Origin of the sequence: Agrobacterium sp. CNPSo 3708, from assembly GCF_028674915.1 — a bacterium.
GTDB classification, from domain to species: Bacteria; Pseudomonadota; Alphaproteobacteria; order Rhizobiales; family Rhizobiaceae; genus Agrobacterium; species Agrobacterium cavarae.
The window spans coordinates 180,457-203,957 of the sequence record NZ_JAQZSF010000002.1 but is presented as its reverse complement, the minus strand read 5'-3'; the positions used below and the strand labels follow the sequence as shown (position 1 = coordinate 203,957).

General features: G+C 58.2%; 21 protein-coding genes. 8 read left to right on the top strand and 13 right to left on the bottom strand.

All coding sequences use genetic code 11. From position 1 onward, the window contains the following. The first annotated feature begins 17 nt into the window (after nt 1–17). The 5 genes from PVA19_RS03910 (at nt 18) to PVA19_RS03890 (ending at nt 5,729) form a co-directional block, all read left to right on the top strand. A complete protein-coding gene (locus tag PVA19_RS03910) occupies nt 18–1,520 on the top strand; it encodes a sugar ABC transporter ATP-binding protein (RefSeq protein ID WP_274101248.1) in 1,503 nt (500 codons plus the stop codon). Continuing rightward, entirely contained in the window at nt 1,510–2,487 is a 978-nt protein-coding gene (locus PVA19_RS03905) for an ABC transporter permease (protein WP_274101247.1), read from the top strand. Before PVA19_RS03910 ends, PVA19_RS03905 begins: the two co-directional genes overlap by 11 nt. A 37-nt stretch (nt 2,488–2,524) precedes the next feature. Next, entirely contained in the window at nt 2,525–3,256 is a 732-nt protein-coding gene (locus PVA19_RS03900; RefSeq protein WP_062424355.1) for an SDR family oxidoreductase, read from the top strand. A gap of 80 nt (nt 3,257–3,336) precedes the next feature. After that, nucleotides 3,337–4,947: an FGGY-family carbohydrate kinase gene (locus PVA19_RS03895; protein ID WP_274101246.1), complete on the top strand. Its 1,611-nt coding sequence runs from the start codon at nt 3,337–3,339 to the stop codon at nt 4,945–4,947. 56 nt (nt 4,948–5,003) lie between these two features. Then, nucleotides 5,004–5,729 (top strand): SDR family oxidoreductase, encoded by a 726-nt coding sequence (locus PVA19_RS03890; protein WP_274101245.1) that lies wholly within the window; start codon nt 5,004–5,006, stop codon nt 5,727–5,729. A gap of 66 nt (nt 5,730–5,795) precedes the next feature. Here the strand turns inward: PVA19_RS03890 and PVA19_RS03885 are convergent, their stop codons facing one another. Genes PVA19_RS03885 through PVA19_RS03870 form a run of 4 tightly spaced genes read right to left on the bottom strand, consistent with a single transcriptional unit; the run spans nt 5,796 to nt 8,849 of the window. Further along, nucleotides 5,796–6,857, bottom strand: a complete 1,062-nt coding sequence (locus PVA19_RS03885; protein WP_274101243.1) for a CobW family GTP-binding protein — start codon at nt 6,855–6,857, stop codon at nt 5,796–5,798. Beyond that, nucleotides 6,857–7,156: a hypothetical protein gene (locus tag PVA19_RS03880; RefSeq protein WP_274101242.1), complete on the bottom strand. Its 300-nt coding sequence runs from the start codon at nt 7,154–7,156 to the stop codon at nt 6,857–6,859. Before PVA19_RS03880 ends, PVA19_RS03885 begins: the two co-directional genes overlap by 1 nt. A gap of 26 nt (nt 7,157–7,182) precedes the next feature. Next, complete coding sequence (locus tag PVA19_RS03875) at nt 7,183–8,082, bottom strand: polysaccharide deacetylase family protein (protein ID WP_062599858.1); 900 nt, start codon at nt 8,080–8,082, stop codon at nt 7,183–7,185. A 41-nt stretch (nt 8,083–8,123) separates the two neighbouring features. Beyond that, a complete protein-coding gene (locus PVA19_RS03870; RefSeq protein WP_194286661.1) occupies nt 8,124–8,849 on the bottom strand; it encodes a FadR/GntR family transcriptional regulator in 726 nt (241 codons plus the stop codon). A gap of 165 nt (nt 8,850–9,014) precedes the next feature. Here PVA19_RS03870 and PVA19_RS03865 point away from each other — a divergent pair, with 165 nt between their 5' ends. Next, nucleotides 9,015–9,998, top strand: a complete 984-nt coding sequence (locus PVA19_RS03865) for an asparaginase (RefSeq protein ID WP_274101240.1) — start codon at nt 9,015–9,017, stop codon at nt 9,996–9,998. Nucleotides 9,999–10,062: 64 nt separating this feature from the next. Here the strand turns inward: PVA19_RS03865 and PVA19_RS03860 are convergent, their stop codons facing one another. From PVA19_RS03860 to PVA19_RS03830, 7 genes are all read right to left on the bottom strand, one after another. Beyond that, complete coding sequence (locus PVA19_RS03860; protein WP_274101238.1) at nt 10,063–11,112, bottom strand: sn-glycerol-3-phosphate import ATP-binding protein UgpC; 1,050 nt, start codon at nt 11,110–11,112, stop codon at nt 10,063–10,065. Then, nucleotides 11,112–11,960 (bottom strand): sn-glycerol-3-phosphate ABC transporter permease UgpE, encoded by an 849-nt coding sequence (ugpE, locus tag PVA19_RS03855; protein WP_062424364.1) that lies wholly within the window; start codon nt 11,958–11,960, stop codon nt 11,112–11,114. Before ugpE ends, PVA19_RS03860 begins: the two co-directional genes overlap by 1 nt. Before the next feature lie 9 nt (nt 11,961–11,969). Next, nucleotides 11,970–12,851, bottom strand: a complete 882-nt coding sequence (ugpA, locus tag PVA19_RS03850; RefSeq protein WP_274101237.1) for a sn-glycerol-3-phosphate ABC transporter permease UgpA — start codon at nt 12,849–12,851, stop codon at nt 11,970–11,972. 79 nt (nt 12,852–12,930) lie between these two features. Beyond that, the gene (gene ugpB, locus PVA19_RS03845) at nt 12,931–14,235 is read right to left on the bottom strand and encodes a sn-glycerol-3-phosphate ABC transporter substrate-binding protein UgpB (protein WP_112519702.1); all 1,305 of its coding nucleotides are present in this window, start codon (nt 14,233–14,235) and stop codon (nt 12,931–12,933) included. Nucleotides 14,236–14,529: 294 nt separating this feature from the next. Further along, nucleotides 14,530–17,721, bottom strand: a complete 3,192-nt coding sequence (locus tag PVA19_RS03840; RefSeq protein WP_062424367.1) for an efflux RND transporter permease subunit — start codon at nt 17,719–17,721, stop codon at nt 14,530–14,532. A 123-nt stretch (nt 17,722–17,844) separates the two neighbouring features. Beyond that, nucleotides 17,845–19,035, bottom strand: coding sequence for an efflux RND transporter periplasmic adaptor subunit (locus PVA19_RS03835; protein WP_062441324.1), 1,191 nt, complete (start codon nt 19,033–19,035; stop codon nt 17,845–17,847). A 50-nt stretch (nt 19,036–19,085) separates the two neighbouring features. Then, a complete protein-coding gene (locus PVA19_RS03830) occupies nt 19,086–19,883 on the bottom strand; it encodes an alpha/beta hydrolase (RefSeq protein WP_162692974.1) in 798 nt (265 codons plus the stop codon). Between the two features lie 138 nt (nt 19,884–20,021). On the opposite strand from PVA19_RS03830, the gene PVA19_RS03825 reads away from it, so the two are divergent. Both PVA19_RS03825 and PVA19_RS03820 read left to right on the top strand, forming a co-directional pair. Continuing rightward, entirely contained in the window at nt 20,022–20,933 is a 912-nt protein-coding gene (locus PVA19_RS03825; protein WP_112519703.1) for a LysR family transcriptional regulator, read from the top strand. A 181-nt stretch (nt 20,934–21,114) separates the two neighbouring features. After that, nucleotides 21,115–22,008 (top strand): NAD-dependent epimerase/dehydratase family protein, encoded by an 894-nt coding sequence (locus PVA19_RS03820; protein WP_274101235.1) that lies wholly within the window; start codon nt 21,115–21,117, stop codon nt 22,006–22,008. Nucleotides 22,009–22,173: 165 nt separating this feature from the next. Here the strand turns inward: PVA19_RS03820 and rsgA are convergent, their stop codons facing one another. Both rsgA and PVA19_RS03810 read right to left on the bottom strand, forming a co-directional pair. Then, nucleotides 22,174–23,184, bottom strand: coding sequence for a ribosome small subunit-dependent GTPase A (gene rsgA / locus PVA19_RS03815; RefSeq protein WP_112519704.1), 1,011 nt, complete (start codon nt 23,182–23,184; stop codon nt 22,174–22,176). 15 nt (nt 23,185–23,199) lie between these two features. Then, the gene (locus PVA19_RS03810) at nt 23,200–23,373 is read right to left on the bottom strand and encodes a hypothetical protein (RefSeq protein WP_165456979.1); all 174 of its coding nucleotides are present in this window, start codon (nt 23,371–23,373) and stop codon (nt 23,200–23,202) included. Between the last annotated feature and the right edge of the window lie 128 nt (nt 23,374–23,501).

Here is a 23,501-nt window from a genome sequence, read left to right as displayed (position 1 = left end):
CCATTGAGGAGGGTAGAGTGCTCGAACTGAACGGAATAAGAAAAAGCTTCGGCAAGATCGAGGTCCTTCGCGGCGTCGACCTCCAGGCACGCCCCGGTGAGGTGCACGCGCTTCTCGGCGAAAACGGTGCTGGCAAGTCGACCTTGATGAAAATTCTCTGCGGCATTTTGCAGCCCTCCGAGGGCACGATCCGCATCGACGGAAGAGAGCGGCAATTCGCCAATTATGACGAGGCGATTGCTTCCGGGATTGGCATCGTCTTTCAGGAATTCAGCCTGATCCCCTATCTCAACGCTGTCGAGAACATGTTCCTTGCCCGTGAGATCCGCGGGCCGCTTCGCCTGTTGAACAAGGGCGCAATGCGCAAGCGGGCGGCCGAGATCATGAGCCGCTTGATGGTGGATGTTCCACTCGACGTGCCGGTCAATCGGCTCTCGGTCGCCCAGCAGCAATTCGTCGAAATTGCAAAGGCGCTTTCTCTGGATGCGCGCATTCTGGTGCTCGACGAGCCGACCGCCACGCTCACTCCGTCCGAGACCGAACACCTCTTCAATGTCATGCGAGAGCTGCGTCGTCAGGGTGTGGCGATCATCTTCATTTCGCACCATCTCGAGGAAATTTTTGAAATCTGTGACCGCATCACCGTTCTGCGTGACGGCGAGCTCATCGGGTCTTGCATGACATCCGAGGTGGACAACGACCGCCTGGTTGAAATGATGGTGGGCCGGCGCATCGAGGCGAGTTTCCCGCAAAAGCCGAAGCTTGATCCATCGGCCGAGGTGGTGATCGATGTTGAAGAACTCCAGCTGAAGAAGGGCGGGCCTGTCTCGCGGTTTTCACTGCGCAAAGGAGAGATCCTCGGCTTTGCGGGGCTGGTTGGCTCGGGTCGCTCGGAAACGGTGCTCGCTATGCTTGGCGCGCACTCGGCTTCACGGCGCAGAATAAAACTTGATGGCTCGGAAACACGGTTTTCCGGTCCTGATGATGCGCTGATCCGCGGCATCGGTTTGCTGCCGGAAAGCCGAAAGGAAGAGGGGCTGATTACCAGCTTCTCCATCCTGCAGAACATTTCGCTGAACAACTACCGCAAATATCGGAAAGCCCACTGGTTCCTAGACCTGAAGAAGGAGCTGGAACACACGAAGAAAGCAATGGCGCAGGTTCAGGTCAAGGCGCAGGGACCCTATGCCCGCGTTGACACCCTATCCGGTGGCAATCAGCAGAAGATCGTGATTGCCCGCTGGCTGAACCATGACATGCGGGTGCTGATCTTCGACGAGCCTACGCGCGGCATCGACGTTGGTGCGAAGGCCGAGATCTACGCGCTGATGCGGGCATTCGCGGCAAGCGGCCACTCCATCATCATGATCTCGTCGGAACTGCCTGAGGTGATCGGCATGTCCGACAGGGTCTGCGTCTTCCGCTCCGGCGGCATCGTCGCCACGCTTGAGGGCGAAGATATCAATTCCGAAACAATAATGACAAACGCTACCACCGGGAGAGTTGAACATGTCGCTTGATGCTAACACCGGCGTTGCCGCGAAGACGGGCGGCTTCAAACTGAGCGGCCTGCTGTATTCGCCGCTGGTATTGCCGCTCGCCGGTCTGATCGTCGTCTCGATCCTGATGGGTCTTGCAAGCGACAATTTCTTCAGCGTCAACAACATCATGAACGTGCTTCGGCAGGTGTCCGTCGTTGGCATTCTTGCCGTCGGCATGACTTTCGTCATCCTGACCGGTGGCATCGACTTGTCCGTCGGCGCGGTCATGGCGCTTGTGGGAACGCTCTCGGCGGGATTGATGGTCAATACCGGATTGCCGGCTTCGATCGCGCTGCCTGCCGGGCTGTTCATCGGGCTCGGTATCGGCATATTCAATGGCGCACTCGTCGCCTGGGGAAAAATGCCAGCCATCATCGTCACGCTGGCGACAATGGGAATGGCGCGTGGTCTTGGCCTCATCTATTCAGGCGGATATCCGGTCAGCGGCATTCCGAGCTGGATTTCCTGGTTCGGTGTCGGTCGCATCGGTGTCGTCCCAGTCCCCGTTGTCATCATGGTCGTCATCTACGCCATCGCCTGGGTCCTTCTCCAGCGAACCGCCTTTGGTCGCCACGTCTACGCCCTTGGTGGCAACGAACTTGCAGCCCGGCTTTCGGGAGTGAAAACGCAGCGCGTCAAGCTCGCCGTCTATGGCATTTCAGGTGTCACCGCAGCACTTGCCGCACTCATTCTGACCGGCCGCCTGATGAGCGGTCAGCCCAATGCCGGGGTTGGCTTCGAGCTGGATGCGATCGCTGCGGTGGTGCTTGGGGGGACGGCGATCGCCGGTGGCCGGGGACTTATCCTCGGCACTTTGATCGGCGCCGTGCTGCTTGGCATTCTTAATAACGGCCTCAACCTGATGGGCATCAACCCCTATCTGCAGGACGTCATCAAGGGCTTCATCATTCTGCTGGCCATCTATATCGGGCGCGAGTGGCGCTAGGTCATCCGGAACATCTTCATAAACGCAGGAGAACTAAATGTCTGAATCGCTGCAAGGCAAGATCGCGGTCATCACCGGTGCCGCCTCCGGTATCGGGCTTGCTACCACCGAAGCGCTCTTGGAGCAGGGCGCCACCGTGGTCATGGTCGACTGGAACGAGAAGGCCTTGAATGAGCTCGTCGCAAAGCTTGGCGAGCGTGCCATTGCGCAGGTCACCAATCTTCTGGATACCGACAGCTGCAATGCCATGATCCCCGAAATCCTGGCAAAGGTCGATCACATCGACATTCTCTATTGCAATGCCGGGACTTACATCGGCGGTGACCTGACGGAGACCACACCGGAAGCCATCGACAAGATGTTGAACCTCAACGTCAACGCCGTCATGAAGAATGTCCACGCCGTCGTGCCGCATATGTCTGAGCGCAAGACTGGCGATATCATCGTCACCTGCTCGATTGCCGGACACTTCCCCACCTATTGGGAGCCTGTCTATTCCGGTTCCAAGTGGGCGATTACCAGCTTCGTCCAGGGCATGCGCCGCCAGATGATCCCGCACGGCGTACGTGTCGCCCAGGTCTCGCCCGGTCCGGTTGTCTCCGCGCTGTTGGCAGACTGGCCGGAGGAAAACCTTCGCAAGGCCAAGGAATCGGGTAGCCTCATCGACGCGAGCGAAGTGGCCGATGCCATCGTTTACATGCTAACGCGCAAGCGCACCGTCACCATCCGCGACATGCTGGTTCTGCCGACCAACTTCGATCGCGTCTGATAATCGAGTGGCGGCTGGCCCATCAATGGGTTCAGCCGCTTCTCTCATGTGTTGTGTGATCCGCTCGAGGAGTATTGCAAATGGCTTCCTACCTGATTGGCGTCGATGTCGGCACCGGATCTGCTCGGGCAGGTGTCTTCGATGTGGAAGGTAAGCTTCTCGCAACGGCCAAACGGCCGATCTCAATGCACCGGCAAGATGGCGGTATTGCCGAGCAAACAAGCGGTGAGGTGTGGCAAGCGGTTTGCGAGAGCATCCGGGAAAGCGTTTCGCGTGCCGGTATCGACCCGGCTGACGTGACGGGTCTCGGTTTTGACGCAACGTGTTCGCTTGTGGTCTGCGGTCCGGACGGTGAGACGCTTCCGGTTGGCGACCCCGACCATCCTGAGCGGGACATCATCGTTTGGATGGACCACCGCGCGGTTGGGCAGGCTGAGCGGATCAATGCCGGCCACCATGCCGTCTTGCAATATGTCGGCGGGCGCATTTCGCCGGAGATGCAGACGCCCAAGCTCCTATGGCTCAAAGAAAACAGCCCCCGTGTTTACGCTCGCGCTGCGCACTTTTTCGATCTGACGGATTTCCTGACATGGAAGGCCACCGGATCGCTCGAACGTTCTGCCTGCACCGTGACCTGCAAATGGACCTATCTTGCCCATGAGGATCGGTGGGACGCTGATTATTTCAATGCCATCGGTCTCGGGGACTTGGCGGAGCAGGGCTTCCGTCGCATTGGTCAAAACGTCGTCCATCCAGGCACTGCGCTCGGCGCTGGGCTGACGGATGAGTCCGCGAAGGCAATGGGGTTACGCCCCGGCACCGCTGTCGCCGCCGGTCTGATCGACGCGCATGCTGGCGGGGTGGGGACGGTCGCGGCAGGCGGAGACGCCTCGCGATGCCTCGGTTATGTGTTTGGCACCTCATCCTGCACCATGACGACCACCGCCGAACCCGCTTTTGTACCAGGTGTCTGGGGTCCGTATTATTCTGCCATGGTTCCAGGCGCCTGGTTGAATGAGGGCGGCCAGTCCGCCGCAGGTGCTGCCATTGATTATCTGGTGCAACTGCACCCGGCGTTTACGGAGGCGAAAGAGCGCGCAAACAATGATGGCAAGGCCTTGCCGGTCTGGCTCGCCGATCGCGCGTTGAGCTTAGCTACGTCGGCTTCTGCCGCAGTGGATATCGCCAGGGATTTTCATGTGGTGCCGGAATTTCTCGGTAACCGCGCACCGTTCGCCGATCCTCACGCGCGCGCGGTCATCGCTGGTTACGGTATGGAGACAGGGGTGGATTCGCTCGTTGCGCTTTATGTCGCTGGACTTCTTGGCCTCGGATACGGGCTTCGCCAGATCATCGAGACGCAGGCCCGACACGGTGCCCCGGTGGAAACCATCAGCGTCAGCGGCGGCGCCGGTGCCCATCCGCTTGCCCAGCAATTGCTGGCTGACGCAACCGGCATGCCCGTCGAGTTGACGGAATGCGAAGAGCCGGTTCTTCTTGGTTCGGCTATGCTTGGCGCAGTTGCGGCGGGAACTTTCCCGGATCTTTCGTCGGCCATGACGAAGATGTCTCGGGTTAAAAACCTTGCCTCGCCAGAGGCCGCGTTTCGCGAGGTGCATGACGTGCGCTACGAAGCGTTCCTGGCGTTGCAGAAGGCAGCCCGCGCCATTCGCTCCAATACCCATTCCTGAATACCGTCGAAGTCAAAGATCAGCAGGCCAACGCGGCCGCATTACGCGAGGATATCATGCAGTTTTCTGGAAAGTCCGTCATCATCACCGGAGCCGGCAAAGGGATTGGACGCGCCTGCGCCCGCCTCATGGCGGCACGCGGTGCAGAGGTTGTGGCTATCAGCCGGACGCAGTCCGATCTCGACAGCCTGAAAGCCGAAATTGGTGGACGTTCGATCCGTGCCGATCTCGCCGATGCCGTCGCCACTCGTGCTGCGATGGCAGAGGCAGGCACCTGCGATTTTCTGATCAACAGCGCCGGGATCAATGTGTTGGAAAGCGTATTGAATATGACCGATGCAGGCTATGAAGCTGTGCTCGGCATCAATCTGCGCGCCGCTATCATCACCTGCCAGGAGTTTGCCCGGGCACGCGTCGCAAAAGGCGGTGGTGGTGCGATCGTCAACATCACGTCGATTGCCGGTCACCGCGGGTTTCAGGATCATCTTTGCTATGCCGCGTCCAAGGCGGGGCTTGAGGGCGCGACACGCGTGCTCGCCAAGGAGCTTGGTCCACATGGCATCCGCGTCAACGCGGTCGCCCCCACCATCACGCTGACCGAACTTGCTGCGGAAGCATGGAACGATCCGGTGAAGAGCCAGCCGATGATGGTTCGCCATCCGCTTAATCGCTTCGCAGAAGCGGAGGAAGTGGCGGAGAGCATCGCACTTCTGCTGTCCGACGACAGCAAGATGATTACCGGTGCCATACTGCCGATCGACGGTGGCTTCCTCGCTGTTTGATCGGCGGTTTTGCGAAGCTGATCCGCAGCGAAGCCGCGCGCTTGGCGTTCTATGAGCGAGGCGCGACTATTGCTCCGCCTGCTTCGGAGAGTCTGTTATTGCAAGCGGATCGGCCTCGACGAAGGCGGCAAAGGATTGGGCGATATTCCCGATGTCGCCATCGACAATAAACACGAGAACGCTTGTGCGATCCTCTGCGGGCCAGGCGGCCATGTGGACGGGCTGGTGGATGAGATGTTGAACGCCGTGGATCACCACCGGTGTCTCGTGTCCGTCGACGCCGATGATACCCTTTACGCGCAGGAGCTTCTCGCCATGCCTGTTGACCAGCAAGGAGAGCCATGTCGAAAACCGCGGCCATGAGACGGCGTTGGGCGTGGTTAGGGATATGGCGCGGATCGCCCCATGCGCGTTGACGTCCTGCGACGGTGCATGCGCATGGTCATGGTAGCGCTCCGCTGCGACCCAACGCCGTGCTTCGGCTGGCCGGGCTGAAAGGTCGTGGATGTCCTCCGTCAGGATCAGGCTCGCAGCAGGATTGGCAGGATCACTGATTTCAATGCTGGCCGTCGGATTCATGGTCGACAGCTTGGCGATGAGCGCAGCTACCGCATCGGGCTCGGCAATGTCCGTCTTGGTGATGACAAGTCGATCGGCGACGGCGACCTGCCGCGCGCTTTCGGTATAGGTCTCAATGTTGTGTTGGCCATTCGGAACCTCGACGACGGTGACGATGTTGCCCATCGAAAAATGATATTTCAACATCAGATCAGCCGTCAGCGTGGCGACGATCGGTGCTGGGTCGGCAAGTCCTGTTGTCTCGATGATGAGCCGGGTGAAAGACCCTATACGACCTGCCTTGCGCTTTTCGAAGAGCGACAGGATCGCCTGCTTCAGATCGCCGCGGATTGTACAGCAGATGCACCCACTCTGCAGAAGGACAGTATCGTCTTCGATTGTCTCAACCAGCAGGTGATCGAGGCCGATGCTGCCGAATTCGTTGATGATCACGGCGGTGTTGGAAAGATCGGGACCCGACAGCAACGCGTTAAGCAGGGTCGTCTTGCCTGAGCCCAGAAAGCCTGTGAGGACGTTGACGACGATGGGTGGTTGAGCGCCAGATGGCATCACGCCTCCCGCATTTTCGACAGAAGCGTTGGATCGAGAGGGTCGATCACCTTGCCGGCAAAAGCCTCAGCCAATGGCCACAATTGGCCCAGATGGTCTACGACCGCACTCTTTCCCGTGCGGCCGGAGAGAACATATCGATCATTCCAGACCTTCAACCGCAGCCCATAATGACCAAGGACTGCATTGACGGCGCTGGCCTGTCGGTAACGCTCGGCGGCGGGCGTCATCGACGCAACGCCTTTGCCGCCGCTGCTCCAATGATCCGCCGCGCCAAGCGCACCGCACAGGCCGCACATTCGCTTTCTCCCTTATGCCTTGAGACTTATGATTGGGGACGCGCCGTGCCGCTGCGCGGGTAACGCTTGGCAAAGTCAGCGGCGATTTCTTCCATGGTGACGAACTTCACGCCCTCAAACTGACGGATGTGGTCGAAGATGCGCTCGTGCATCTTGAGGACGTGGGGTTTGCCGGAAACATCCGGGTGGATGGTGAGCGGGAAGACGGCATAGTCATAATTTTCATAGACCCACTCGAACTGGTCGATCCACATTTGCTCGAGGTCGCGCGGGTTGACGAAGCCGTGGCTATTGGGCGCGGCCTTGATGAACATCATCGGCGGGAGGTCGTCGAGGTTCCAGGACGCAGGGATTTCGATCAGGTCGGTTTCGGGACCTTGGGTAAAGGGTTTCATCCAGTGCGACGGATGCTTGGAATAATCGATCTTCGTCCATTCGTCACCGACGGTGACATAATAGGGGTGGTGGTCGTTGTGCATCAGGGAGTGATCGTAGAGAATACCCTTTTGCTTCAGCAGTTCGTTGGTCTTGGAGCCGAACTCCCACCAGGGGGCCACATAACCGCGCGGCGGCTTGCCGGAAAGCTTGGTGATGAGATCGACGCATTTGTCGAAGATCGCTTCTTCCTGTTCGGGCGTCATGGCAATCGGGTTTTCATGGCTATAGCCGTGCATGCCGATTTCGTGACCGGCATCGGCAACCTGCTTCATCTCATCCCAGAATGTCTCGATCGAGTGCCCGGGAATGAACCAGGTGGTCTTGATGCCCCACTTTTCGAAGAGACGGAGCAAACGCACAGAGCCGACCTTGCCTGCAAAGACGCCGCGGGAAATATCGCAGGGGCTGTCTTCGCCACCGTAAGAGCCAAGCCAGCCCGCGACGGCATCGACGTCGACACCATAGGACACCAGTATTTCCTTCGCCATGATCGCTTCCTTCTGTAATGGCCGGGTCGGCCTGATTGAATTCAGGGCAGTTCGGTTGGAGAGAGGCCCGAGCGGCTGCCCCCCATGCTGATATGTTTGCGCATGTAATAAAGCGCACCGTCCGGATCGCCGCGTTCGATCGCCTCCAAGATCAACTCATGCTCCTTGACCGCAGGCCAAAGATCGCCAGGGTGCAGGACCGGCATGCGCTGGCTCTCCTGCATGACGCCGGCGAATGTTCGATGCATATCGACGAGGAGGCGGTTGCCGGAGATCGCCAGGATCTGGCGGTGAAACTCGGTATCAGCCTCCACGTAACCGCCCAGATCTGCGTCCTGTGCCGCGCAGCGAAAGGCGGCTAGCGCGCTTCGCAACGCAGCAAGATCGTGCTCCGTGCGAGACATCGCAGCAAGTTGCGCAGCATAACTTTCGACGACATGCCGCAACTGGTAAACCTCGCGAAGAGAATAGGGTGCGCCTTGCGGCCAGGCACCGTTCGTCTCATCGTTACCATCGGCGATAACGAAACCGCGACCATTGTCTTGAGCTTTGATTTTGCCGGTGGTCAACAAAACGGAGATGGCCTCACGAAGCGTCGCTCTGCTGATGTCGAGCAGCCTTGCGAGCTCCCGCTGCGGTGGCAGCGCGGATCCCTGCGACCAGTGGCCTTCAGCGATCATCGAGGCGAGTGCTCTCACCGTTGCCGCGACAGCGCTTCCGCCTGCGCTTCCCGCTTCTGCTTTTTTCCCGATCGCTGTTTCAACCAAGTGTGCGCTCCATCTTGGTCTGACCAAGAGTTCCATTCAATGCAGAAGATCGGATTTCGGTCAGGCCGTCAACGTCAAAGAATAGGCATTTGGTGCCCAATTCTTCGCCATTTGACAATCTTGGTCAGACCAAGTTAGCTGACGTAAAGATTTAGGGGAAAGATCATGACGAAAACTGTTTGCCTCATCACCACGGGCGGTACGATTGCGTCGCAGAAAAATGCGAGCACAGGCCATGTGACGGCGAAGCTTGGCGGAAGCGAGCTTCGGGCGTCGTTGGGAAGCCGTCTCACCGGTGTCGAGCTGGTGGTCGATGAATTCATGACGGTCGGGAGCTTTGCCCTCTCGCTCGAAGACGCTTTTGCTCTCGCCTGCAGGATAAGAGACCATCTCGCCGACCCCAAGATCGACGGTGTCGTCGTGACGCACGGAACCGACACGATGGAGGAGAGCGCCTATATGGCCGATCTTCTCATCGATAGCGGGAAGCCGGTCGTCTTTACCGGTGCGCAGCGCGCAGCCGATGAACCGGATGGCGATGGTCCACGCAACATTGCCGACGCGGTTCGCATCGCTGCATCTGAGACCGCCCGCGGTCTGGGCGTCCTCTTGTGTTTTGAGCAGGAGTTTCATGCAGCCCGCGACGTGACTAAGTCCCACACCTCTCGCACCGACACGTTCATCTCTGCCGAACATGGGAAGCTGGGTGAAGTCGATGGTGACTTGGTCATCGTGCACCGGCGCCCGGTGGCCCCGGGCAAAATTCCTGCGACACGTGTCGAGACGGATATCGAGATCGTCAAGCTCGGAATCGGCACGAGCGACAGGTTCCTGCGCTTCGCCGCCTCGGAGGGAATGCGTGGCATCGTGATCGAGGGCTTTGGCCGTGGCAACGCCACACCTGCCGTCACGGCTGCCGCTATCGATCTCGTCAAGAGCGGTGTTCCGGTCATCATGACGAGCCGGTGCCAACGCGGTCGCGTCAAGCCAATCTACGGAAATGGTGGCGGCAAGACCCTTGCGGAAGGCGGTGTTATCTTTGCAGGGGATCTCAGTTCGCAAAAGGCGCGCGTTCTTCTGGCGTTGCTTCTCGGATCCGGGTTGGGGATGGAAGACATACGCCGTGACATCGAGCGCTTCGGTCTTTAGGCGGTGTTTCGGTCTACCGAATGGTTGAAGCGGGACCTTCGGAGGTCCCGCTTCATTCTTGCAGTCAGTCGATACGAGCGCCGCTGGCGTTGAAGAAGTGCAAATCTGCCGCCTTTGCGCCGATCTGCACGACGTCGTCCATCTCGATGCGCGAGCGTCCGGCCACACGAAAGACGATGGCGCTGCCATCTGCCAATATGCCATGCACGTAGCTTTCCGCGCCGACCAGTTCCACCGCAGCAACCTTGACGGAGGCGGTAAAAGCCTCGTCCTGGTGAGCGTCTGCGATCAGGTGGAGGTCTTCCGGACGGATGCCGAGAGTGGCTGCTGTGGCCGGAATTGCCGCGGTCTGCGTCATCGACCAATTGCCGGAAGATGTCGGGATCGCAAGCAAGTTCATTGATGGCGAGCCGATGAAGGTCGCGACAAAGGTCGTTGCCGGGCGCTCATAGAGTTCGATCGGCGTGCCGACCTGTTCGATGCGCCCTGCATTCAAAACCACCAGCCTGTCGGCCAGCGTCATCGCTTCCATCTGATCATGCGTGACATAGACGCTTGTCGTCGCAAGCGAGCGCTGAAGCCGCTTGATCTCGACGCGCATCTGGACGCGAAGCTTGGCATCGAGGTTCGATAGAGGCTCGTCGAAGAGATATGCGGCGGGTTCGCGCACGATGGCGCGGCCCATCGCCACACGCTGGCGCTGGCCGCCGGACAGTTGCCTCGGCTTGCGCTCCAGAAACTGTTCGATCTCAAGCGCCTTGGCTGCCTGCTCGATACGGCGATCGATCTCGTCTTTCGGCGTATTGCGGTTCTTCAACCCGTAAGCAAGGTTCTGCCGCACCGTCATATGCGGGTAGAGCGCGTAGTTCTGGAACACCATGGCGATATCGCGCTCGGACGGCTCCAAGTCGTTGACCACCCGATTGCCGATCGAGATTTCACCGCCTGAGATGCTCTCAAGGCCCGCGATCATGCGAAGCAAGGTGGACTTGCCGCAGCCGGATGGGCCTACGAGTACAACCAGTTCCCCATCGGCGATCTGCAGGGATACACCTTTGATGGCTTCGATATTGCCATACATCTTGCGGACATCGTTCAAAACAATCTGGGCCATTACTTTTCTGTCTCCACAAGACCTTTAACGAACCATCGCTGCATCAAAACAACGACGATGATAGGTGGGATGATAGCGAGGATCGCGGTTACCATGACGTAGTTCCAGGGGGTGGAGGCGTCAGTGAAATCGACCATGCGGCGCAGGCCGATGATGATCGTGTTCATCTTGGCATCGTTCGTGACCAGAAGCGGCCAGAGATATTGGGTCCAGCCATAAATGAACAGGATCACGAAGAGCGCCGCAATGTTGGTGGTCGAGAGCGGAAGAAGGATGTCCTTCATGAAGCGGAAGGGTCCGGCATTATCGATGCGCGCTGCTTCGACCAGTTCTCCCGGGATGGTCAAGAAGAACTGCCGAAACAGGAAGGTTGCCGTCGCTGATGCCATCAGAGGCAGGGTCAGGCCCGCATAGGTGTCGATCAAACCGAGATCAACGATCACCTTATAGGTTGGCAGGATGCGCACCTCGACCGGAAGCATCAGCGTGATGAAGATCATCCAGAAGAAGAACATCCGGAAGCGGAAGCGGAAAAAGACGATGGCGAAGGCGGAGAGGAACGAGATGATGATCTTGCCGACGGCAATCGCCATTGCCACGACGAAGGAGTTGAAGAGCAGGCGTTCAAGACTGACGCCGACCACACGTTCGACGCCACCCGCCACGGCTTCCCGATAATTTTCTATCAGATGTCCGCCCGGGAGCAGCGACATGGGCGGGCGGATGATGTCTTGCGACGTCATCGAGGAAGCAATGAACGTGTAGTAGATCGGGAAGGCGACAATGATGATGCCGATGATGAGGATGAGATGGCCAATGCCATTTGCGATGGGGCGTTTTTCAATCATGTCCGGTCCTCATCCGTAATGGACCCGCTTCTCGACGAAGCGGAACTGGAAGGCAGTCAGGCCGATCACGATGATCATCAGGATCACGGACTGGGCCGCGGATGAGCCAAGGTTCAAATTGACGAAGCCATCATTGTAGACCTTGTAGACCAGCGTTTCGGTCGCCTTGGCGGGACCGCCTCCGGTTACGGCATGGATGATGCCGAACGTGTCGAAAAAGGCGTAGACGGTATTGACCACCAAGAGGAAGAAGGTGGTGGGGGCCAGAAGCGGGAAGATGATGGTCCAGAAGCGCCGGCTCCCACGAGCACCGTCGATGGCTGCGGCCTCAATGAGCGATTTGGGGATTGCCTGAAGACCGGCCACGAAGAAGAGGAAATTGTAGCTGATCTGCTTCCAGGCGGCTGCGACGACAATCAGCGCCATCGCCTGGTCTCCCTTGAGCAACGGGTCCCACTGGAAGCCGGTCGAGCGTAGCAGATAGGCGAGCGTTCCCATGGCAGGGTTGAACATGAAGAGCCACAGCATGCCGGCAACCGCTGGTGCCACGGCATAAGGCCAGATAAGCAGCGTGCGATAAAAGGTCTGTCCGCGCACGACCTTGTCGGCGGCCGTTGCAAGCAGCAATGCTATGGCCATGGAAACCAGGGCCGTCAACGCACTGAAGACGATCGTGACCTGAAGCGCGTGGAGATAATTCGGGTCCGAAAGTGTATCGGAAAAATTGGCGAGACCGACGAACGTCGTTTTAAGCCCGAATGCATCTTCCTGCAGCACCGATTGATAGATCGCCTGGCTTGCGGGCCAGAAGAAGAAAATCGCGGTCAGGATGATCTGGGGTGCCAACAGGAGGTAGGGCAGGATTTTGTTCGGGAAGTGAACCGTGTGCAAGGGTGATGCTCCTCAGCCGGCCAGGGAAAAAGCATTGCCCGCATCCAAAGATGCGGGCAGCGGCTTCAGCTTATGGTGATTACTTGGAGGCAGCCGCGATGGCTGCATTGCCGCGCTCGACGATCTGGTTGAGCGTCGTCTTGGCATCCTGCTTACCAGCCAGCATGGCTTCGAACTGCTCGTTCATGATGTCGCGGACCTGTGGCAGGTTCGGCAGGCGAACACCCTTGGAGTTTTCCGTCGGTGCCTTGCCCATCATCTGAAGGATCGGCGTTTCACGCGCCGGATTCTTTTCGTAGAAGCCGGAAGCCTTCGTGGCTTCGTAAGCGGCATTGGTTACAGGCAGATATCCGGAAACCTGATGCAGGCGTGCCTGGATCGGCGTTTGCGACAGGAAGTGGAAGAACTGGGCAATGCCCTTATATTCTTCATCAGACTTTCCGCCAAAGACCCAGAGGCTCGCGCCGCCTGGAATGGTGTTCTGTGGTCCGTGACCTTCGTAATAGGGAAGCTGGCCGATGCCGTAATTCATTCCCGACTTTACGATGTCGCCAAGACCGCCGGAAGACTCGGTCAGGATCGCGCATTCACCCGACAGGAAAAGCTGTTTCGCTTCTGACGTGCGGCCGCCGTAACGGAAGGTCCCGTCCTTGGCCATATCGGCTATCGACTGGAAATGCTCGACAAAGAGAGGCGCGTTGATCTTCAACTCCACTTTGCCGCCGCCGAGGCCGTTCTCGTTCGTTCCGTAGGAGACGTTGTTCCAGGCGGCGAAGTTCTCGGTCTGGATCCAGGTCAGCCAGGTCGAGGTGAAGCCACAGGGTGCCGCACCGCTTTCCTTGATCTTGCGAGCCGCTTCGAAGACTGCGGGCCAGGTCTTTGGAGGGTTCTCCGTGTCGAGGCCCGCTTTCTTGAAGGCATCCTTATTGTAGTAGAGGATCGGCGAAGACGAGTTGTAGGGGAAGGACAGCATCGTGCCATCCGGCTTGGAATAATAGGCAACGATTCCCGCCAGATAGTCGGCCTTGTTAAAATCGAATCCACCCTTCTTGAGAACATCGGCGACCGGCATGATGGCGCCTTCTGCACCCATCATGACACCAGAGCCAGCATCGAAAACCTGAATGATGGCTGGAGGCTGCTTCGACCGGAAGGCTGCGATCCCCGCATTCAGGGTTTCTGGATAGGTGCCCTTGAACACCGGTGTGATCTTGTACTCGCTCTGGCTCTCATTGAACTCCTTGGCGAGCTGATCGACCACCTCGTTGTTCGCACCGGTCATGGCGTGCCACCATTGCAGCTCGGTCGCGGCAAAGGCAGAGGTGCCAAAAGAAAGCGAAATAGCAAATGCCGCCGCGGATGCAGCGAGACGTTTCGTGGACATGATGCCTCCCTAGTTTTACGCATGGTCCAGCAACAAGCTGTCCAGGATTTTTTTTGCGCCGGAACCTCCCAGAACCAGCGGCAACTCGCTTCATTCGAAGCGTGTCATATAGAAAACGAAAACAAGTGAACGTGCAACGAAATTATGACAGTTGGTTTTCGCGGGTTGTGCAAAACCAAAGGCTGAGAACATCGATGGGCCGCTGGCTGAGGCCTGGAACACTCCAGACAATGTAGAGAAGCCCCGAAGACAATCGTCCTCGGGGCTTGTGGTTTGACGATATTGTGATCGCCGTCACACCGCTTCGCTCATTTTGTAGTCGGTGTTTGCAGGCTCTTGCTTGTGCTGGATCAGCGGGCGGTTGCCGGAGAGTTTGCGAACGAGCACATAGAAAACCGGCGTCATGAAGATGCCGAAGATCGTGACCCCGATCATGCCTGAGAAGACCGCGACGCCCATGGCTGCACGCATCTCGGCTCCGGCGCCCGTAGAGATGACCAGCGGCACCACGCCCATGATGAAGGCAAGCGATGTCATCAGGATCGGACGCAGGCGAAGGCGGCTGGCTTCGATGGCCGCGGCAACCGGTGAGCGGCCTTCAAACTCCAGTTCCCGAGCAAACTCCACGATCAGGATGGCATTCTTCGCCGATAGCCCGACAAGGACGATGAGGCCGATCTGGGTGAAGATGTTGTTGTCTCCGCCCGTCAGCCAGACGCCGGTCATGGCGGCGAGCACGCCCATCGGCACGATCATGATGATCGCGAGCGGCAGAGTGAGGCTCTCATACTGTGCGGCCAAAACCAGATAGACCAGCAGCAGCGCCAACGGGAACACCAGCAAACCTGAGCTTCCGGCAAGGATCTGCTGATAGGTCAAATCCGTCCACTCAAAAGAGATGCCCGATGGCAAGGTCTCACTGGCAATGCGTTCGATGGCTGCCTGGGCTTCGCCGGAAGAGAAGCCGGGCGCTGGGCCGCCATTGATATCAGCCGACAGGAAGCCATTGTACCGCGTTGTGCGCTCCGGGCCGGTCGTGGCATTCACCTTCAACAATGCGGACAGGGGTATCATCTGTCCATTCGATGAGCGAACTTTCAACTGACCGATATCTTCCGCCTGGGAGCGGAACTTGGCATCGGCCTGCACACGCACGCTGTAGGTGCGACCGAAGGCGTTGAAGTCGTTCACGTAAAGAGAGCCAAGATAGATTTGCAGCGTCTCGAACACGTCCGTTACCGAGACACCCAGTTGCTCTGCCTTGGCACGATCGAGATCGGCGTAGAGCTGCGGCACATTGATCTGGAAGCTTGAGAACAGGCCAGCCAGTTCGGGCGTCTGATAGGCTTTGCCGAGGAAGGCCTTGGTGACCTCGTCGAGCGTCTGGTAACCGAAGCCTGCGCGGTCTTCGATCTGCATTTTGAAGCCGCCTGTGGTGCCAAGTCCGTTGACGGGCGGCGGCGGGAACATGGCGATGAAGGCATCCTGAACCGCGCCGAATTTCTGGTTGAGCGCCATGGCAATAGCGCCGCCAGAAAGCTCCGGTGTGGTGCGCTCTTCAAATGGGCTCAAGGCGACGAAAACGACGCCCGCGTTCGAGCTGTTGGTGAAGCCGTTGATGGAGAGACCCGGAAACGCGATTGCATGTTCGACGCCTGGCTGCTGCATGGCAATATCACTCATGCGCTTGATGACGTCTTCCGTCCGGTCGAGACTTGCAGCATCCGGCAACTGCGCAAAGCCGATCAGATACTGCTTGTCCTGCGCAGGCACGAAGCCGCCGGGCACCGCATTAAACATGGCATAGGTTGCGCCTGCGAGCAGCATATAGACGACCATGACGATGCTCTTACGATTGAGCAATCCGCCGACGCCCTTGCCATACCCGTTTGAGGCTGCTCCGAAGGCGCGGTTGAAACCCCTGAAGAAGCCACCCAGCACCTTGTCCATGCCGCGGGTCAGCCAATCCTTCGGCGCGTGGTGATCCTTGAGAAGCAGGGCTGCCAGTGCAGGAGACAATGTCAGCGAGTTAATGGCGGAGATGACCGTCGAAATCGCGATCGTCAATGCAAACTGACGGTAGAACTGTCCCGAGAGCCCGGAGATGAAAGCAAGCGGCACAAAGACGGCCACGAGTACCAGGGCGATCGCGATGATCGGACCCGAGACTTCCTTCATGGCGCGATAGGTCGCCTCGCGCGGAGAAAGACCGTTCTCGATGTTGCGCTCGACATTTTCGACAACGACGATCGCGTCATCCACGACGATGCCGATCGCCAGCACAAGCCCGAACAGGCTGAGCGCATTGATGGAAAAGCCGAAGACATACATGACGGCGAATGTGCCGATGATCGACACCGGAACGGCAATCAGCGGGATGATCGAGGCGCGCCATGTCTGGAGGAACAGGATGACGACGATGACGACGAGAGCGATGGCTTCCAGCAGTGTGTCGATGACCTTGTCGATCGAGGCGCGGACAAACTCGGTGGTGTCGTAGACGATTTCGTATTTCACGCCATCGGGCATCGCTTTCTGCAGGTCCTGCATGGTCGCAGCGACCTGGTCTGAAATGGTGATGGCGTTTGAACCGGGAGCCTGGAAGACCGGGATAGCCACAGCGGATTCGCCGTCAAGCAGCGAGCGCAAGGCGTAATCGGCTGCGCCGAGTTCGACACGCGCCACGTCACGCAGGCGGGTGATCTCGCCATTCGAGCCGCTTTTGACGATGATGTTGCCGAATTCTTCCGGAGTGGAAAGCCGACCTTGTGCGTTGACGTTGAGCTGCAAGTCGACGCCATTCGGGCTTGGCGAAGCGCCGATCGTGCCGGCTGCCGCCTGTACGTTCTGTTCGCGAATGGCGTTGCTGATATCGCTGGCGGCAAGGTCGTGCTCGGCGGCCTTCTGCGGGTCGATCCAGATACGCATGGAGTAATCGCCGGCACCGAAGATCTGTACCTGGCCCACACCCTCGATGCGCGCCAGCCGGTCCTTGATGTTGAGGACGGCGTAGTTGCGCAGGTAGGTGAGGTCGTACCGATTGCCGGGAGAGACGAGATGCACGACCATCATCAGGTCGGGAGAACTCTTGACGGTGGAAACGCCGAGGCTTCTGACTTCAGCGGGAAGACGCGGCTCGGCTTGCGAAACGCGGTTCTGCACAAGCTGCTGCGCTTTGTCCGGATCGGTCCCCAGCTTGAAGGTGACAGTCAGCGTCATGACACCGTCGGAGGTCGCCTGGCTGGACATGTAGAGCATGTTCTCGACGCCGTTGATCTGTTCCTCGAGCGGTGTCGCCACCGTCTCGGCAATCACCTTCGGGTTCGCGCCGGGATAGGTGGCACGAACGACGATGGAAGGTGGCACGACTTCCGGATACTCGGAAATCGGCAAGGCGCGCATGCCAATCAGGCCTGCCACGACAATAAGAACCGATAGGACGCCAGCAAAAACTGGCCGGTCTACGAAAAATCTGGAGATGTTCATGGATTAGCCCTCTCCGGGTGAATTCTGAACGCGGGAGACCACCCCGGTGGCGTGTCGCCACCGGCAGGGATCTTTCTGCATCGATTGGGAATAGGAAGGGCCGAGGAAGGCCCGTCGGATCAATTATTGGGCTGCGGCGAGCTTGTCGTCGGTCTGCGGAGCCACGACCGCACCGGGGCGGATGCGCTGCAAGCCGCTGACGACGATCTTGTCTCCGACCTCAAGGCCGCTTTCGACGACGCGCATTCCCTCGGCCGATGGGCCGGGTTTGATCTGGCGGTAGTTCACCTTGTTGTCCTTATCGACGACAAAAACGAACTTCTTGTCCTGATCGGTGCCAATCGCGCGGTCGGTGATCACGATGCGCTTTTCCGACTTCGGCTCGCCCAGTCGGACGCGAACGAACTGACCGGGAATGAGATGCCCATTGGTGTTGGCGAATACCGCGCGGACGCCGATGGTGCCGCTCGCACCGTCTACCTGATTGTCGATCAGATGCAGGGTACCCTTGATGGGCGTGCCCTCATCGGCGAGCGTGCCGACTTCAACGGGGATCTGCTCCAGCGCCTGAAGTGCCCCGTTTGAGGTGGGCAGTTGCGACAGCGCCTTGGCGACGATCTCCTCGCTGGCATTGAAGCTTGCATAGATCGGATCGACAGACACAAGCGTGGTGAGAGCAGGGGATGCGGAGCCGGCGGCAACCAGATTGCCGACCGTCACATCAAGCTTGCCGACGCGTCCTGAAATCGGTGCGCGCAGCTCCGTGTAGCTGAGATCGAGCTGTGCCGTCGTCAGTGCTGCGCGGGCGGCCCGCAGTTGCGCTTCGGCCTCCGCCACATTGCTTTGGCGTTGATCAAGATCGCTTTGCGAAATAGTGCGGTTGTCGGAAAGTCGCCGACCGCGCTCCAGTTCGGTTTTGGCAAGGCCGATCTTTGCGTCCGCCGAGGCAACCTGTGCCTCCGCACCCGCAACCGCTGCCTGGTAGGGAGCTGGATCGATGGTGAAGAGCAGATCACCAGCCTTTACCAGTGCGCCTTCACGGAAGTGAACCGCTTGAATCTGGCCAGCAACGCGGGAGCGGACCTGAACACGCTCGACAGCTTCGAGCCTGCCGGAAAATTGCTCCCAGTGGGTGATGTCTTTGCTTTGCACAACTGCGACCGTCACTGGAACCGCAGGCGCCTCCGCCTGCGGAGCCGCAGCAACGGCGCCCGTCGTCATGGGAAGATCGAATAGCAGCGCTGCGGCTGCTACGGACATGGCAAGTCCTATGCCGGCACCCGCAAGGGCACGGCGCTTGTTCTTGAGCGTCATGGGATACTCCTTGGCTTCGTAAGGAAGCCGATCAGTGATTGTCTAAAATGCTAATTCTTGAGGTCTTGAACAAAACCCGAAAACTCGTCGCAAACAGCCGAAAGCCACTTGCCACCTTCACCTCGATAAAGCCCTGTCCAGCCGGAGCCGGCAGGGAAAACATGCAGCCGAACCTGTATTCCTGCATCACGCAGGCGCGCGGCATAATTCACTGTCTCGTCACGCAGAGGGTCGTCCTCGGCGGTAAAAATCAAAGCTGGGGCCACACGGTCGAGCCGTGTACACTGGCACGGTGCCGCGTAAGGGTGCGCTACCCCACAGGCCTTTGCCAGATACCGGCTCCAGCCTTCGGCCCAACGCTGCCGCATGCCGATCTTGTCGGCATCCCGAAAGGAGGTCGATGCCATCAGCGGATCGATCATTGGTGATAGCAAGATTTGTCCTGCCAGTTTCCCAGGCATCCGATCACGCGCCTTTAGCGCCAGGCCTGCGGCAACATTCCCGCCAGCCTCTTCTCCTGCCACGAACAGCAAGGATTTGGCGCTACCATACTGCTTGCGGCTATTGCTCAGACAATCGAGCGCATCGAAAGCCCGATCAATCACCGCCGGAAACTCATTGCAGGAGCCGGTGCTGTAATCCGCCTCGATGACCACCGCTCCACTTTCGGCAAGCGCTTTCGCGACCGGTAGCTCCTCGCACTGAGCCCCTTCTGCCAGAAAAGAGCCACCCCTAAGATAAAGGACCAGCGGAGGCGTCCGCACTTTGCCTTCGTTGCTGTAGACACGCACGGACAGGGGCGTGCACATTGTGCCGCTCGTCTCGATCTCGTGCCACTGGGTGTCCATCATCATTTCCTCGAGAGACTCTGTCTACGTCTCTTGTAGTGCTTTCTAATATGGATATATTGTTCGGGATAAGTTGCGCAAGCATCCAAATTCGAAAACACTATTCCAAATTCACGGACAATCGAGCGAGGTTGACAGATGGACCAGCTAGCGGCGATGCGCGTCTTCGCACGGGTCGTTGAGACAGGAAACTTCACCAAGGCTGCCAATGCCCTGAATATCCCCAAGACGACCGTGACCAATATGGTGCAGGGTTTAGAGGCGCATCTGCGTACGACGCTACTGAACCGAACGACGCGCCGCGTCATGGTGACCACAGACGGTGCACTTTACTATGAGCGTGCAACGCAAATCCTGGCGGAAATCGACGAGTTGGATGGTAGCGTTTCGAGCGCCAACGTCCAGCCTTCCGGTCGCCTGCGTGTGGAGATGGCCGGGATGTTCGCCGATAAGATCATTATTCCGAATCTTTGTGATTTTTACCAGCGCTTTCCGCAAATCCGGCTCGACATCGGTGTCGGAGACCGTCTTGTCGATTACATCGCCGAAAACGTGGATTGTGCCTTGCGCGTGGGCACACTGCGTGACCAGTCGCTTATCGCGCGAAAGGTCTCGGAACTCGACTTTCTTACGGTTGCCTCACCCGCTTACATCGAGCGCTTCGGCATGCCAAAGACGCCGGAAGATCTGGAAGTCGATCATCACTGTGTCGGTTACCTGAATGCCAATGCGGGACAAGTAATGAGCATGGCCTTCGACGACGGTACCCGTTCCGTTGAAATTAGCCCGCGATACATCGTATCGGCGAACGATGCGAGGACCTATCAGCATGCCGTTGTTGCCGGAATGGGCGTCGGACAATTGGTACCGTTCTCGATAAGGGACGAGATCAAGGAGGGAAAGCTGGTGCGTGTTCTTCCCGAATGGAAAAGCGAGCCCATGCCGATCTACATCGTCTACCCACAGACCAGACATGTGACGAACAAGGTTCGTGTTTTCGTTGATTGGGTGGCAAAGCTGCTGAACAGAAGCGCATTGGGAACTTTATGATTTACTTTCATAAAGTTTTTTAAACGACTGAAAAACGTGAGATACAGTCTCGTTATCATTTCCTTCGTTGCGTCAATGATGGATTTGCTGTCGTATGGATAAGGAGGCGCAAGTGGTGTCAGCGATCAATTCAGAACGATCGACCATCACCAAGCGCGCGCGTTTCAAGAGGAGGCAAGACATGAGCAAACGTATCGTTTTCACCGGGGGCACAGGCAAGGCTGGGCGCCATGCCGTTCCCAAGCTTCTGGACAAGGGATACTCCGTCCTGAACATCGATTTGAAGCCCTTGGACTTGCCCGGAGTGAATACGCTGATCGCGGATATCACCGACAGTGGTCAGGTCTTCAATGCCCTGACGACCCATTTCGGTTTCGATGGTTTCGAAAACGGCGCTCCGCCTTCTGCGCCCGACGCCGTCGTGCACTTCGCGGCGATCCCTCGGGTGTTGATCGAGCCGGACAATGAAACATTCCAGGCCAATGTCGTCGGCACATACAATGTCATTGAAGCTGCGATGAAGCTCGGCGTCCGTAAGGTCATCATCGCCTCAAGCGAGACCACCTACGGTGTGTGCTTTGCGGAAGGAGACAAGGACTTCCATTCGTTTCCTCTCGAAGAGGATTACGATAGCGACCCAATGGATAGCTATGGTCTTTCCAAGCTCGTAAATGAGAAGACGGCACGTGCCTTCGCCATGCGATACAAAGCCGATATATACGCCCTGCGCATCGGCAACGTGATCGAACCGCACGAATACGGAAACTTCCCGGCCTTCATTGATGACCCCATGTCTCGCAAACGCAATGCCTGGAGCTATATCGACGCGCGCGATCTCGGCGAGATTGTTCATCTGTGTATCGAGAAGGACGGCTTGGGCTTTCAGGTGTTCAACGCGGTCAACGACACGATCACGGCCGATCTTCCGACCGCCGAATTCCTCGCCAAATATGCCCCCAATACGCCGGTGACGCGCGAAATGGGAAGGGACGAAGCACCGCTGTCCAATCGTAAGGCGCGAGAAGTTTTGGGATTCAAGGAAGAGCATCCCTGGAAGCGCTATGTGACAAGGTAGGCTCGGCCTGTCTGACCACGACGTAAAAATGATGGCGGGTCCAAATGCGGATCCGCCATTGGCCTCTTTTCCCGTTGATGCGTGAGCCTCCCCCCCGCTTCAGGTCGTTCTTGTTTCGTATGTCGTTATCGCAAAACCGCTGCACACTTTTGTGTGGACCATGCTTTAACGCTTTTTCTTGATCGTCTTGTTGCCGCGCGGTCCGCTCAGCACTGGAGTACGGCTGCTGTTTTCGGCAGACAGGCTTCTCCAACGTTCGAGGCGATCGGCATCGACATCGCCTTTTGCTATCGCGTCTCGTACCGCGCATCCAGGCTCATGCGCATGGGTACAGTCGCGAAACCGACACAGAGGCGCTAACTCTGTGATCTCGGCGAAGAGCGTATCTATTCCATCGGTGATGTCGCTGACGTAGAGCGTCCTTATGCCCGGCGTATCGATGACCCAGCCACCGCCTTGAACCCCATGCAGGGACCGCGCCGTCGTGGTGTGCCGGCCCTGTGCATCGTACTCACGGATGGTTCCGGTTTTCTGCATAGAATCGGAGGCGGTCAGTGTGTTCACCAGCGTTGACTTTCCAACACCGGATGATCCCACCAGTGCAACGGTTTGACCCATGCCTAACCATGGCATCAACGAGACGACAGCATCTGCAGAACGCCCATTCAGCGCAATCACAGGGAGATCGCGCTGCAATGCCTCTGCTTTTGACTGAAAATCGCCAACGTCTGCCGTCGTATCCGCCTTGGTCAGCACGATCACGGGCTTGCTTCCGGCCTGGTCTGCCATGATCAGATAACGCTCCAGCCGGGCGGGATGGAAGTCCGCATTGCATGAGGTCACAATCAACAATGTATCGATGTTGGCGGCAACCAGTTGCTGGCCACGTCCGCCCTCCTGGCGTCTTTGAAACAGGCTTTTTCTGGCAAGTCTGGCGACAAACATTCCGGTCAGCGGATCGGCGAGGATCCAGTCGCCGACTGCAAAGTCTGCCGTGTTGCTGTTGGCTGGTAGTTCCAACGCAGCAGACCCCGCTACATCGATTGCCTCCACGCGTGAGCGGTGAACCGATGATATGCGTCTTGGCGCCAAGCCGGAGTCTTTCTCGCTCACTTGATCGGCAAAGAAAGGGGACCAACCGAGTTGCTCGAGAGACGGGGTTATCGCAGTCGTCATGAACTGTTGTCTCGCCTACTTCTGGGGATCGCGGCTCGGCAGAGATCTTGCATAAGCGGCGGCTTCTCCGGAGTAAGGGAAATCTTCGCCCAATTGACGATCGCCATCGAGCACCTTGAACGTTGGACCATCGACCTCAGCGATCTTGTAGCCATTCACGTACTCAAATTTCGGCGTTCTAAAACCCATCGGCGTTCCTTCGCTCAGGCGAAATTGCTCTTGGAACTACCTGTCTATCAGGCAGCACCCTAAAATACGACGTGCAAAACCGCCGCGTCACTCGATACTCGATAGCGCGTCGATATCTTGTCCGATGG

What these genes read in the sequence shown, in the direction of transcription:
- PVA19_RS03905 (WP_274101247.1), top strand. Translation starts at nt 1,510, where the DNA reads ATGTCGCTTGATGCTAACACCGGCGTTGCCGCGAAGACGGGCGGCTTC.
- PVA19_RS03900 (WP_062424355.1), top strand. Translation starts at nt 2,525, where the DNA reads ATGTCTGAATCGCTGCAAGGCAAGATCGCGGTCATCACCGGTGCCGCC.
- PVA19_RS03895 (WP_274101246.1), top strand. Translation starts at nt 3,337, where the DNA reads ATGGCTTCCTACCTGATTGGCGTCGATGTCGGCACCGGATCTGCTCGG.
- PVA19_RS03890 (WP_274101245.1), top strand. Translation starts at nt 5,004, where the DNA reads ATGCAGTTTTCTGGAAAGTCCGTCATCATCACCGGAGCCGGCAAAGGG.
- PVA19_RS03885 (WP_274101243.1), bottom strand. Translation starts at nt 6,857, where the DNA reads ATGCCATCTGGCGCTCAACCACCCATCGTCGTCAACGTCCTCACAGGC.
- PVA19_RS03880 (WP_274101242.1), bottom strand. Translation starts at nt 7,156, where the DNA reads ATGTGCGGCCTGTGCGGTGCGCTTGGCGCGGCGGATCATTGGAGCAGC.
- PVA19_RS03875 (WP_062599858.1), bottom strand. Translation starts at nt 8,082, where the DNA reads ATGGCGAAGGAAATACTGGTGTCCTATGGTGTCGACGTCGATGCCGTC.
- PVA19_RS03865 (WP_274101240.1), top strand. Translation starts at nt 9,015, where the DNA reads ATGACGAAAACTGTTTGCCTCATCACCACGGGCGGTACGATTGCGTCG.
- PVA19_RS03860 (WP_274101238.1), bottom strand. Translation starts at nt 11,112, where the DNA reads ATGGCCCAGATTGTTTTGAACGATGTCCGCAAGATGTATGGCAATATC.
- ugpE (WP_062424364.1), bottom strand. Translation starts at nt 11,960, where the DNA reads ATGATTGAAAAACGCCCCATCGCAAATGGCATTGGCCATCTCATCCTC.
- ugpB (WP_112519702.1), bottom strand. Translation starts at nt 14,235, where the DNA reads ATGTCCACGAAACGTCTCGCTGCATCCGCGGCGGCATTTGCTATTTCG.
- PVA19_RS03840 (WP_062424367.1), bottom strand. Translation starts at nt 17,721, where the DNA reads ATGAACATCTCCAGATTTTTCGTAGACCGGCCAGTTTTTGCTGGCGTC.
- PVA19_RS03835 (WP_062441324.1), bottom strand. Translation starts at nt 19,035, where the DNA reads ATGACGCTCAAGAACAAGCGCCGTGCCCTTGCGGGTGCCGGCATAGGA.
- PVA19_RS03830 (WP_162692974.1), bottom strand. Translation starts at nt 19,883, where the DNA reads ATGGACACCCAGTGGCACGAGATCGAGACGAGCGGCACAATGTGCACG.
- PVA19_RS03825 (WP_112519703.1), top strand. Translation starts at nt 20,022, where the DNA reads ATGGACCAGCTAGCGGCGATGCGCGTCTTCGCACGGGTCGTTGAGACA.
- PVA19_RS03820 (WP_274101235.1), top strand. Translation starts at nt 21,115, where the DNA reads ATGAGCAAACGTATCGTTTTCACCGGGGGCACAGGCAAGGCTGGGCGC.
- rsgA (WP_112519704.1), bottom strand. Translation starts at nt 23,184, where the DNA reads ATGACGACTGCGATAACCCCGTCTCTCGAGCAACTCGGTTGGTCCCCT.
- PVA19_RS03810 (WP_165456979.1), bottom strand. Translation starts at nt 23,373, where the DNA reads ATGGGTTTTAGAACGCCGAAATTTGAGTACGTGAATGGCTACAAGATC.